The following is an 11,508-nucleotide window of genomic DNA, read 5'->3' as shown; positions in this document are numbered from 1 at the left end:
GGCATGTCCCGTGCCGAGCTTCCTCCCGCCGCCGCGCGCCTTGCCGAGATTCGCGCGCGGATCGCCCGCGCCGCCAAGCCCGCGCAGCGCGATCCCGCCACCGTAACGCTGATCGCGGTCTCGAAAACGCACCCCGCCGCGGCGATCGAGCCGTTGCTCGCCGCCGGGCAGCGCGATTTCGGGGAGAATCGCGTCCAGGAGGCGCAGGCGAAATGGCCGGCGCTGCGCGACCAATGGCCCGATGCGCGGCTCCACCTGATCGGCCAGCTTCAATCGAACAAGGCGGCCGAAGCGGTCGCGCTCGCCGATGCGATCCATTCGATCGATCGCCCGTCGCTGGTCGCCGCGCTCGCCAGGGCGATGGATGCGCAGGACAAGCGCCCGGCGTGCTTCGTCCAGGTCAATATCGGCGACGAGCCGCAAAAGGGCGGCTGCGCGATTCCCGCGCTTCCCGCCTTGCTCGCCGAGGCGCGCGCCGCCGACCTGCCGCTCGCCGGGCTGATGTGCCTGCCCCCCGCCGGGATCGAGCCGGCACCCTATTTCGCGCTGCTGGCAAAGCTCGCGCGCGATTCGGGGCTGGCGGGGCTCAGCATGGGGATGTCGGACGATTTCGAGACCGCGGTGATGCTCGGCGCGACGCATGTCCGCATCGGCAGCGCATTGTTCGGCGCCCGCGCATGAAGGTCGCCGCGCTGCTGTTCGATTTCGACGGGGTACTGATCGACAGCGAGTCGGTCGGCAACCGCCAGATCGCGACCTATCTCACCGCGATCGGCCATCCGACGACCGCAGAGGAATCGATGGCCAATTTCATGGGGCTATCGGGCGCCGCTTTCCTCGAGCGGATCGAGCAATGGATCGGGCGGCCGCTGCCCGCCGATTTCCACGAGGCGCGCAAGGTGGAGGACGAACGCGTGATGGCGGCGGGGATCGACGCGGTCGCCGGCGCGGTCGCCTTCGTCGAAGCGCTGCCCCGCGATCTGCCGCGCGCGATCGTCTCGTCGAGCTCGACGCGCTGGATTCGCCGCCACCTCGACCATATCGGGCTGAGCGCGGCGTTCGGCGACCATATCTATTCGGGGCGCGAGCATGTCGCCAATGGCAAGCCGGCGCCCGATATCTATCTCTACGGCGCGGCGCAGCTCGGCGTGCCGATCGAGGGCTGCGCGATCATCGAGGATTCGCCGGTCGGCGCAACCGGGGCGGTGGCATCGGGCGGGCACGTCATCGGGCTGTGCGCGGGCAGCCACTGCCCGCCAAACCACGCCGCGCGGCTCCGCGCGCTCGGGGTGCACGATATCGCGCATGATTTCACCGAGGTGGCGCGGCTGCTGGCCTGATTACTCTCCATCACCCCGGCCTTGAGCCGGGCTCCATCGGGAGGCAGGCGTAGGGCAAGAGGCTCTTGCTGCGGCGTTCGTGGCGCCATGGACCCCGGCACAAGGCCGGGTGACGGCTGATTCGGCGCCAGATCTACTCGTCATGCCGGGCTCGACCCGGCATCCAGAGCCACGAACACCGTCGCCTGTGACTCAGGATGCCGGATCAATTCCGGCATGACGATGAACGGGTCACACACCAATCAGAGCTGGTGCCCGGTGCGATCGCGCTTGGTGGCGAGATACTTCTCGTTGTGCGGATTGGGCGGCAGGAAATGCGGCACGCGTTCCACCACCGCGATCCCCGCTGCTTCGAGCCCGGCGACCTTGGCCGGGTTGTTGGTCAGCAACCGCACCGTGCGCTGGCCGAGCAGTTCGAGCATCCGCGCCGCCACCCCGAAATCGCGCGCATCGATCGCGAAGCCGAGCCGGGTATTGGCGTCGACCGTGTCATAGCCCTGATCCTGCAGCGCATAAGCGCGAAGCTTGTTGACCAGCCCGATCCCGCGCCCTTCCTGCCGCAGATAGAGCAGGATGCCCCAGCCGCTCGCCTCGATCTCGCGGATCGCGGCGTCGAGCTGCGGCCCGCAGTCGCATTTTAGGCTGCCGAGCGCATCGCCCGTCAGGCATTCGCTGTGCAGCCGCACCAGCGGCGCGCGCCCGTCGGGCTCGCCGATCAGCAGCGCGACATGCTCGCCGGGCGATTCGGGGGTACGAAAGGCGACGATCTCGGCATCCTCGGCATGCGCCACCGGCAGCCGCGCGCGCGCCGCGATCGTCAGCCGCGTGGCATCCTCATGCGCGTCGATATCGGCGGGGGTGATCGTCACCTCCGCTTCCCCCGCGGGTCGCGCGAAGAAAGCGGGGAGCAGCCCGGCGATGCGCGCCAGCCGCAAGGCGGCGGCGGCATCCGCCGCGGCGATCAGCGGAAGCGCGCGGAACGGCCCCTTCATCGGGGTGGCGAGATCGAGCTGCGGATCGGCAAGCGCGGTCGCCATCGCGAAATCGAGCCACGGCGCGCGATCGATCAGCACCGGCGCATCGGGCTCGGCCGCTTCGCGCTGGTTGGCGAGCTTGAGCGTCGCCGCGCGGCCCGCGGAGAGCAAAAGCGGCGCGATGCCTTCCGGGTCGAACGCCGCGAGCCGCCCCGCATCCGCCGTCTCGACCGGCAACAGCGCCAGCGCGCCGATACGGATCGGCCAGCCGCGGCGCAGCGCGTCGATCGCGCGGGCGGCGGCGCGCGGGTCGCTCAAAAATCGAACTCGGTCATGATCGGAACATGGTCGGACGGCTTTTCCCACGCGCGGCACGCCTCGAACACATGGTGTGCGCGCGCGGCTTTCGCCACCTCGCCGGTCGCCCACATATGATCGAGCCGGCGGCCGCGATCGTTCTTGGTCCAGTCGGGCGAGCGATAGCTCCACCAGCTGTGGAGCCGCGCCGGGGCGGGATAGAAATGCCGCCCGAGATCGACCCAGTCGTTCGACGCCTTGAGCCGGTCGAGCGCCTCGACCTCGATCGGCGTATGGCTCACCACCTTGAGCAGCGCCTTGTGGCTCCACACGTCGCTCGGCAGCGGCGCGATGTTGAAATCGCCGGTGAGGATCGTCGGGCAATCGAGCTTCGCCGACCAATCGGTCATCCGCTGGACGAAATCGAGCTTCTGGCCGAATTTGGGGTTGAGATCGCGATCCGGGATGTCGCCCCCGGCGGGGACATAGACATTCTCGAGCCGCACCCCGTTAGGCAGCCGGACGCCGATATGCCGCGCTTCCTTATTGGCCTGCCAGTCGAACCGGTCGTCCTCGACGAGCGGCACGCGCGAGACGATCGCGACGCCGTGATGCATCCGCTGGCCGTGGATCAGAATATGATCGTAACCGAGCGCGCGGAACGGCGCCGCGGGAAAATCCCCGTCGATCACCTTGGTTTCCTGAAGACACAGGATATCCGGCGAGGCCTCGCGCAGAAACTGTTCGACGATGCCGATGCGGAACCGCACCGAATTGATATTCCAGCTGACGATCTTCACGGGACAGGGCTTTAGCGGGGGCGATAGCGCTGCGCCAGACGGCACCGGCCCGTTTCCCACCAGGATAATCTTCGCGAAAGGTAGGTGGCGGCGTGGCGAAGCCACGCCGTCGAACGGGTTCGCTGCGCGACCCGCCGCCCGAGCTTGCGCGAGTCAGCCGGGTGGGCCGGCTGCCGCGCTGCGCTAAATGCTAAGGCCCCCGCTCCGGGGGCTTGGAGCGAGGGCCAGCCTGACGTTCGTCACGCAGGGGAAGCAAGGGAGATTCGGGCAACAGGGGGAAAATCCCGAAGGCCTCGCTTCCACGAACTGTCTTTTAAGCGGTCAATCCTGTCGCTGAGGTGAACGATTGTAAGGAAACGCCACTAACTGTGAGTGGAATTCCTCCGCGGGTCGTTCCAGCGGAACGTTCCGTCGTCCACCGGCGCGTTGAAGCGCTGATCCGACAGCCGGATCGTCGTGCGGTTGCCCTGGCTGTCGAGCATCACCCAGCCCTGCAGCATCAGCCCGCCGGGGGCGCTCGCCTCGCGCGCGAACACCAAAGTGATCCGGCCATATTCGGGATGCTTGGCGTCATAGCCTTCGACCGACAGCACGCGCGGATCGGCCGAGGGCACCACCTTGGCGAAGCGGCCGATATCCTTGTCGGGGTTGATCAGCACGCTCAGCGGCGTGTTGCCGATCGGCCAGCGCTGCACCTGCTTCACCGAATAATCGATGAAGGTCAGCGCCTTGCCATCGCCGACGATCAGGATCGGCACGCCCTTTTCATATTGGAAGCGGATCTTGCCCGGCTTCTTCAAGGTCAGCGCGCCGGTGAGCACCTTGCCGTTGCGGTCGGTCTGGCTGAACGCGGCGGTCATGCTGCTGACCGCCGACAGATGGCGCTGGACCTGCGCCAGATCGCCGTTCTGCGCCACGGCGGGGGCCGCGATCGCGATCGCGGCGGCAAACGGCAGCAGCATGGATTTCACGCCAAAAACCTCCAAAGTTCGATTCCGCTTGTCGCCTGCGGCCATTGAATGCGCCGTGAACCCGGCGTTCAGAACAACATTATCAATCCCTGCGTGCTGTCGGTGCCGATCCAGCCTTCGTAGATCATCTTGAACGCGACGAACACGATCACCGCCAGCCCGACGTAAGCGATCCAGCGATAGCGATCGATGACGCGCGCGATCGCATTGGCCGCGATCCCCATCAGCGCGACCGACAGCAGCAAGCCGACGACGAGGATCCCGGGATGTTCGCGCGCCGCGCCCGCCACCGCGAGCACATTGTCGAGGCTCATCGACACGTCTGCTACTGCCACGGCCCAGGCCGCGCCGACGAAGCTCTTGGCGGGGGCAAGCCCCGATTGCTGGCTGTCGTCCGCCTGGTCGGCGGCATGGCCCCCGCTCCTGATCTCGCGCCAGAATTTCCAGCTCACCCAGAGCAGCAGCAGCCCGCCGGCGAAGATCAGCCCGACGATTCCCATCAGCCAGGTGACCATCAGCGCGAAGACGATCCGCAGCACCAGCGCGGCGGCGATGCCGATCAGGATCACCTTGCGGCGCTGATCGGCGGGCAGCCCCGCGGCAAGCGCGCCGACGACGATCGCATTGTCGCCCGCCAGCACCAGATCGATCATCAGCACCTGGCCGAATGCCGCGAGCGCGGCGGGATCGCCGAGGTTCGAGAAATCAGCGATAATATGCTGCCAGATGTCGCCGAGCGAACCCGGCCCCTGAATGGCGGCCGCCGCAGCGAGGAAGGTAAGGATCAACGCGAAAACTCCCGGGTGAAGTCCGCGTGATACTAGGATGGCGGGGCAAGGTCACGTCAACTGTGGTTCGGGTGGCGCTATTCTCCCCTCCCTTCACCAGGGAGCGGAGCAGAGAGGACCACAAACGAAAAACGGCGTGGCAAAGCCACGCCGTCGGACGGGTTCGCTTGCGCCACCGCCGGCCGAACCGGCGTGGCCTGCCGCAGCATGCGGCAGGCCACGCTCGGTTATTGATTCATGCTTTCGAAGAAATCCTCGTTGGTCTTCGAATCCTTCATCTTGCCGAGCAGGAATTCCATCGCATCGACGGTGCCCATCTGCATCAGGATGCGGCGCAGCACCCACATCTTGCTCAGCGTGCCCTTCTCGACCAGCAATTCCTCCTTGCGGGTGCCGGACTTGCCGACGTCGATCGCCGGGAAGATGCGCTTGTCGGCGACCTTGCGATCGAGCACGATTTCGGCGTTGCCGGTGCCCTTGAACTCTTCGAAGATCACTTCGTCCATCCGGCTGCCGGTATCGATCAGCGAGGTCGAGATGATGGTGAGCGAGCCGCCCTCCTCAATGTTGCGCGCCGCACCGAAGAAGCGCTTCGGGCGCTGCAACGCATTGGCGTCGACACCGCCGGTCAGCACCTTGCCCGACGAGGGGACGACGGTGTTGTAGGCGCGACCCAAACGGGTGATGTTGTCGAGCAGGATCACCACGTCCTTCTTGTGCTCGACCAGCCGCTTGGCCTTTTCGATCACCATTTCGGCGACCTGCACATGGCGCGTCGCCGGCTCGTCGAAGGTCGAGGAGACGACCTCGCCGTTCACCGTGCGCTGCATGTCGGTGACTTCTTCGGGGCGCTCGTCGATCAGCAGGACGATCAGGAACACCTCGGGGTGATTGTGGCTGATCGCGCGCGCGATATTCTGCATCATGATCGTCTTGCCGACGCGCGGCGGGGCGACGATCAGGCAGCGCTGGCCCTTGCCGATCGGCGCGACGACATCGAGCACGCGGCCCGACTTGTCCTTGATCGTCGGATCCTCGATTTCCATCTTCAGCCGCTCGTCGGGATAGAGCGGGGTGAGATTGTCGAAATTGACCCGGTGGCGAACCTTTTCGGGCTCTTCGAAATTGACGCTGATCAGCCGGGTCAGCGCGAAATAGCGCTCGCCGTCCTTGGGCGCGCGAATCTCGCCTTCAACCGTATCGCCGGTGCGCAGCCCGAACTTGCGGACCTGGTTGGGCGAGACATAGATGTCGTCGGGGCCGGCGAGATAATTGGCCTGCGCGCTGCGCAGGAAGCCGAAGCCGTCGGGCAGCACCTCGATCGTGCCTTCGCCCATGATCTGGTCGCCATTCTCGGCCTGGACCTTGAGGATGGCGAACATCAGATCCTGTTTGCGCAGGGTCGAAGACCCCTCGACGCCAAGCTCCTCGGCCAGCTGGACCAGATCCGCCGGAGCTTTCTTCTTCAAATCTTTCAAATGCATGTGTGTCGTGTCCCGATGGGATCGGTAGGGGGAGTCAGCTCGGACGGCGAGATACGCTGGCGAACGATGCTATAGGGAGGCGGCAGGACAGGATAAGCCCTACCGTTGCGTCGACGTAAGAACACACCGCCGCCAAGTCAAGCGGCGGGTGACGGGCAAGGCTCAGAATGGCCGCACGATCACCAGAATCACGATCAGCGTCACGGTGAGCGCGGGAATCTCGTTCATCATCCGCAAACCGCGGTTGCTGATCGTCGCCTTGCCCGCGGCGAGTTTCTTCGAATAGCCGACCGCCCAGCCGTGATAGCCCGACAGGAGCACGACGATCGCGATCTTGGCGTGGAGCCAGCCGAGCCCGGTCCCCCCCGCGAACAGCCCGATATTGGCCGCCAGTAGCAGGCCGAACACCCAGACGAGGATCATCGCCGGGGTGAGGATGATCCGCCGCAGCCGCCGCTCGCGCTCGACCCAGCGCGCCGCATCGACCGGATCGCTCAGCCCTTCCTGATGATAGACCAGATAGCGCGGCAGCATGAACATCCCCGCCATCCAGAAGATGACGAAAATCACATGCGCCGCCTTTACCCAATTATAGGCCGCACCGAGGAAACCCGGCTCCATCCTGTGCCTCCGCTATTCCAAACCCAATCCGTCCCGTTCGGGCCGAGCTTGTCCTGACAGGCCCGCCCCGAACGAAAAAAGCTCAATATTCCTTCCGCACTCGCGCCACGAGCTGCTCGACATGCGCGATCGGGGTGTGCTGCCCGATGCCATGTCCCAGGTTGAAGATGTGTGGCCGATCGCCGAATGCCGCAAGCACCCGATCGACGCTGCGCGCCAATGATTCGCCCCCCGCCTCGAGCACAAGCGGATCGAGATTCCCCTGCACCGGCAAACCCTTAGGCAATATCGCATCGGCCCAGACGGGATCGACCGTTTCATCGAGCCCGATCGCATCGACCGCGGTGCCCGCGGCATAAGCGGCAAGCTTGCCCCCCGCGCCCTTGGGAAAGCCGATCACCGGAACGTCGGGATGCCGCGCCTTGAGCGCGCGGACGATCGCGGCATTGGGGGCGATCACCCAGCGTTCGAATTGCTCGGGCGACAGGCTCCCCGCCCAGCTATCGAACAATTGCACCGCCTCGACCCCGGCGGCGATCTGCCCCGAGAGATAATCGACCGTCATCGCGACGATCGCGTCGACGATCGCGGTGAAGGCGGCGGGGTCGCGATAGGCGAAGCTGCGCGTCTCGCTCTGGTCGCGGCTGCCCTGCCCGGCGACCATATAGGTGGCGACGGTCCACGGGCTTCCCGCGAAGCCGAGGAAGGTGGTTTCGGGGGCGAGCAGCGCCTTCACCCGCCGCACCGTCTGATAGACCGGATCGAGCCGCTCGCCGACTCGCTCGAGCGCGTCGAGCGGATGCGTCGCGAGCGCGGGCGCGAGCCGCGGCCCCTCGCCCGGCCCGAAGGTCAGATCCTGCCCCAGCGCCCAAGGCACCATCAGGATGTCGGAAAACAGGATCGCGCCGTCGAAGCCGAAACGGCGGATCGGCTGGACGGTGACCTCGGCGGCGGCATCGGGATCGGTGGCAAGCGCGAGGAACCCGCCCTTCTGCGCCCGCAGCGTGCGATATTCGGGCAGATAGCGCCCGGCCTGTCGCATGAGCCACATCGGCGGGATCGCCGGTTTGTCTCCCTTGAGGACGTTGAGCAGGGCTTTGGTCACCGGAAGTTACGCGTCCTTCTAAAGAGAGAAGAGTCAAAAGAGAATGTTGATGCTGTTGGCGCGTGGGTTGCGGGGCTTATGCCTCGCTCACCGAAATGCCAACAGCTTGACCGCATCGCGTTCGCTTGAATCGCACGGATTCGGCGCAGTGCATCCCCGCTATCCACAGGCTGTTGAAGGATATCGTCGGCGTGGATCGCGTTGTGGACGAATCATCGCTTTTCCACGCCCGGGGTTGCGCCTTGGCGCGGGGGTTGGGTTGCGCTAGCGCTTGTCCCCATGTTTTCCACAGGTTCGTTCGGTTGATGATCAGGCTGCACCTCCACCTCTTGTCGGATTCCACCGGCGAGACGCTGGAGAATATCGCCAAGGCCGCGCTTGCCCAGTTCGACGATGTCGAAACCGTGCGGCATTTCTGGCCGATGGTGCGGACCGAGGCGCACCTCGATCGCATTCTTCAGGAAATCGCGCAAAATCCGGGGCTTGTGATCTATACTCTGGTCAATCCGGCGACCCGCGGCGCGCTCGAACAGCGCTGCCAGGCGCTCGGGCTGCCGATGGTCGCGCCGCTCGACCGGGTGACCGATGCGCTTTCCGATCTGCTCGGCCAGCAGGCCAAGGGGCGCCCCGGCCGCCAGCATGCGCTCGATGCGGCCTATTTCGAACGCGTCGACGCGATCCAGTTTACGATCGCGCATGACGACGGGATCGGCGCGGAGGATTGGGAGGAGGCCGATGTCGTATTGGCCGGGGTCAGCCGCTCGTCCAAGACGCCGACCGCCATCTATCTCGCCAATCGCGGCTATAAGGTCGCCAATATCCCGATCGTCGTCGAAAGCCCGCCGCCGGCGTTGCTCTACCGGCTCAAGAAGCCGCTGGTCGTCGGGCTCACCACCAGCGCCGACCGGCTGATCCAGGTGCGGCGCAACCGCTTGCTGTCGCTCAATCAGGCGCCCGAGACCGCGTATGTCGATCAGGAATCGGTGTCGCGTGAGATCGCCTTCGCGCGCCGCATGTTCGCCGACAACGGCTGGCCGGTGATCGACGTCACCCGCCGCTCGATTGAGGAGACCGCCGCGGCGGTGATCGCCTTGTGCAACGAACGACAGGGCAATGCGGTGGTGACCGATTGATGAAGCTGGTGCTCGCCTCGCAATCCGCCTCGCGCCGCGCGATGCTCGACGCGGCGGGGGTGCCGTTTTCGGCGCAGCCCGCGCATGTCGACGAAGCCGCGGCCAAGCTTGCGCTCGCCGGGCGTCCGCCGCGCGATCTCGCCGATGCGCTCGCCGAGCTCAAGGCATTGAAGGTCTCGCAGCGCGAGCCGCAGGCTTTGGTGCTCGGCTCGGATTCGCTCGCGGTACTCGAAGACGGAACGATCCTCGACAAGCCCGAGAGCCGCGATCAGGCGGCCGAGCATCTCCGGCTGATGTCGGGCAAGCGCCACGATCTGGTCAGCGCGGCGGTGATCGCCGAGGGCGGCCGCGCGGTATGGCGGCATGTCGACCGCGCCAGGATGTTCGTCCGGCCGCTCTCCCCGGCGTTTATCGAGGCCTATCTCGATGCCGAATGGCCCGCGATCGCCGGCTGCGTCGGCTGCTTCCGGATCGAGGGTCCCGGGGTGCAATTGTTCAGCCGGATCGAGGGCAGCCAGTTCACCGTGCTCGGTATGCCGCTGCTCCCGCTCCTATCCTATTTGCGCGAACGCGGGGTGCTGCTGGCATGAACCGTCCCTATGCCGAAGTGATCGGCGATCCGATCGCCCATTCGAAATCGCCGCTGATCCACGAATTCTGGCTCGAAAAGCTCGGGATCGAGGCGGATTATCGCGCGACGCATGTCATGGCGGACGATCTCGCGCGCTTCATCGCCGAGCGGCGTGGGGATGATGCGTGGCGCGGCTGCAACGTCACGATCCCGCACAAGATCGCGATGCTCGATCTGGTCGACGATCCCGGCGCGGTGCGCGAGTCGATCGGCGCGATGAACACGATCGTGCGCGATGCCGATGGCCGCGTGTTCGGCACCAATACCGACGCGGCGGGCTTCTACGCCCCGCTGGCCGAGGTCGATCTGGCCGGCGCCCCGGTGGTGGTGATCGGCGCCGGCGGCGCGGCGCGCGCGGTGCTGTTCGCGCTGGCGCGGGCCGGGGTCGGCGCGGTGACGATCCTCAACCGCAGCCCGTTAAAGGGCGCCGCGTTGCTCGCGCGATTCGGGTTGAAGGGCGATGCGCTCCCGCTGTCCGCCGCGCTCCCGCCGGCGCAGCTGGTGGTCAACACCAGCGCGCTCGGGATGAAGGGCCAGCCGCCGCTCGAAATCGACCTCACGCCGCTGCCCGAGGATGCGATCGTCTACGACATCGTCTACGCCCCGCTCGAAACCGACCTGCTGCGCCAGGCTGAGGCGCGCGGGCTGGAGACGATCGACGGGCTGGAGATGCTGATCGGCCAGGCGGCGATGGCGTTCGAATTGTTCTTCGGCCGCCCCGCGCCGCGCGTCCATGATGCGGAATTGCGTGAGCGGCTGACCGGATGATTCGTCTCGGCCTCACCGGATCGATCGGGATGGGCAAATCGACCGTCGCGAAGATGTTCGCGGCGGAGGGCGTGCCGGTGTTCGACGCCGACGCCGCGGTGCACCGGCTGCAGGGGCCCGGCGGGGCATTGGTCGGGGCGATCGAGGCGCGCTTTCCCGGCACCACCGGGGCGGACGGTGTCGACCGGCAAAGGCTTGGCGCGGCGGTGCTCGGCGACGATGCGGCGATGAAGGCGCTGGAGGCGATCGTTCACCCCGCGGTGGGCGCCGAGCGTGCGCGTTTTCTGGCGGAACATGCTGATTCGCCGATTGTTTTATTCGACGTGCCGTTGCTGTTCGAAACCGGGGGGAATCGCGCCGTCGACAAGGTGGCGGTGGTCTCCGCCGCGCCTGACGTGCAGCGCGCGCGCACGCTCGAACGCCCGGGGATGACCGCGGCGAAGTTCGATGCGATTCTCGCCCGCCAGACCCCCGATGCGGAAAAGCGCGCGCAGGCCGATTTCGTCATCCCGACCGATGTCCCGCTCGAAGAAACGCGTGCCGCGGTCCGTGCGGTGATCGCTTGCCTGTCGCGCCCGACAGGCCGATAACGGGGC

13 protein-coding genes are annotated in these 11,508 nt (G+C 66.4%); 6 read left to right on the top strand and 7 right to left on the bottom strand.

Translation table 11 applies throughout. The features are described 5' to 3' along the window. The first annotated feature begins 3 nt into the window (after nt 1-3). Together NED98_RS14615 and NED98_RS14610 are read left to right on the top strand one after the other, a co-directional pair. Entirely contained in the window at nt 4-681 is a 678-nt protein-coding gene (locus tag NED98_RS14615) for a YggS family pyridoxal phosphate-dependent enzyme (protein WP_265268837.1), read from the top strand. Continuing rightward, on the top strand, nt 678-1,340 hold the full coding sequence (locus NED98_RS14610; protein ID WP_265313504.1) for an HAD family hydrolase: 663 nt from the start codon (nt 678-680) through the stop codon (nt 1,338-1,340). The genes NED98_RS14615 and NED98_RS14610 overlap by 4 nt, the downstream gene beginning before the upstream one ends. A gap of 242 nt (nt 1,341-1,582) precedes the next feature. Here the strand turns inward: NED98_RS14610 and ribA are convergent, their stop codons facing one another. From ribA to hemE, 7 genes are all read right to left on the bottom strand, one after another. Continuing rightward, the gene (gene ribA / locus NED98_RS14605) at nt 1,583-2,632 is read right to left on the bottom strand and encodes a GTP cyclohydrolase II (protein ID WP_265313503.1); all 1,050 of its coding nucleotides are present in this window, start codon (nt 2,630-2,632) and stop codon (nt 1,583-1,585) included. Then, entirely contained in the window at nt 2,629-3,411 is a 783-nt protein-coding gene (locus tag NED98_RS14600) for an exodeoxyribonuclease III (protein ID WP_179512953.1), read from the bottom strand. Before NED98_RS14600 ends, ribA begins: the two co-directional genes overlap by 4 nt. A gap of 362 nt (nt 3,412-3,773) precedes the next feature. After that, complete coding sequence (locus NED98_RS14595) at nt 3,774-4,373, bottom strand: LolA family protein (protein ID WP_265313603.1); 600 nt, start codon at nt 4,371-4,373, stop codon at nt 3,774-3,776. A 77-nt stretch (nt 4,374-4,450) separates the two neighbouring features. Beyond that, entirely contained in the window at nt 4,451-5,170 is a 720-nt protein-coding gene (locus NED98_RS14590) for a TerC family protein (protein ID WP_265268839.1), read from the bottom strand. A gap of 227 nt (nt 5,171-5,397) precedes the next feature. After that, nucleotides 5,398-6,654, bottom strand: a complete 1,257-nt coding sequence (gene rho, locus NED98_RS14585) for a transcription termination factor Rho (RefSeq protein ID WP_179512951.1) — start codon at nt 6,652-6,654, stop codon at nt 5,398-5,400. 162 nt (nt 6,655-6,816) lie between these two features. Continuing rightward, nucleotides 6,817-7,275, bottom strand: coding sequence for a CopD family protein (locus NED98_RS14580; RefSeq protein ID WP_179512950.1), 459 nt, complete (start codon nt 7,273-7,275; stop codon nt 6,817-6,819). Nucleotides 7,276-7,357: 82 nt separating this feature from the next. Beyond that, nucleotides 7,358-8,380 carry a uroporphyrinogen decarboxylase gene (gene hemE / locus NED98_RS14575; protein WP_265313502.1) on the bottom strand — a complete coding sequence of 341 codons (1,023 nt, stop codon included), beginning with the start codon at nt 8,378-8,380 and terminating at the stop codon, nt 7,358-7,360. A gap of 305 nt (nt 8,381-8,685) precedes the next feature. On the opposite strand from hemE, the gene NED98_RS14570 reads away from it, so the two are divergent. Genes NED98_RS14570 through coaE form a run of 4 tightly spaced genes read left to right on the top strand, consistent with a single transcriptional unit; the run spans nt 8,686 to nt 11,502 of the window. Beyond that, nucleotides 8,686-9,513, top strand: a complete 828-nt coding sequence (locus tag NED98_RS14570) for a pyruvate, water dikinase regulatory protein (protein ID WP_179512948.1) — start codon at nt 8,686-8,688, stop codon at nt 9,511-9,513. Next, nucleotides 9,513-10,103, top strand: a complete 591-nt coding sequence (locus tag NED98_RS14565; protein ID WP_179512947.1) for a Maf family protein — start codon at nt 9,513-9,515, stop codon at nt 10,101-10,103. The genes NED98_RS14570 and NED98_RS14565 overlap by 1 nt, the downstream gene beginning before the upstream one ends. Next, complete coding sequence (aroE, locus tag NED98_RS14560; RefSeq protein WP_265313501.1) at nt 10,100-10,912, top strand: shikimate dehydrogenase; 813 nt, start codon at nt 10,100-10,102, stop codon at nt 10,910-10,912. The genes NED98_RS14565 and aroE overlap by 4 nt, the downstream gene beginning before the upstream one ends. Next, entirely contained in the window at nt 10,909-11,502 is a 594-nt protein-coding gene (gene coaE, locus NED98_RS14555) for a dephospho-CoA kinase (RefSeq protein WP_179512945.1), read from the top strand. Before aroE ends, coaE begins: the two co-directional genes overlap by 4 nt. Nucleotides 11,503-11,508: the final 6 nt, after the last annotated feature.

Origin of the sequence: Sphingomonas lycopersici (genome assembly GCF_026130605.1) — a bacterium.
Classification (GTDB): Bacteria; Pseudomonadota; Alphaproteobacteria; order Sphingomonadales; family Sphingomonadaceae; genus Sphingomonas; species Sphingomonas lycopersici.
The sequence above is the reverse complement of the archived record's forward strand: the minus strand, read 5'-3'. Positions and strand labels throughout refer to the sequence as shown.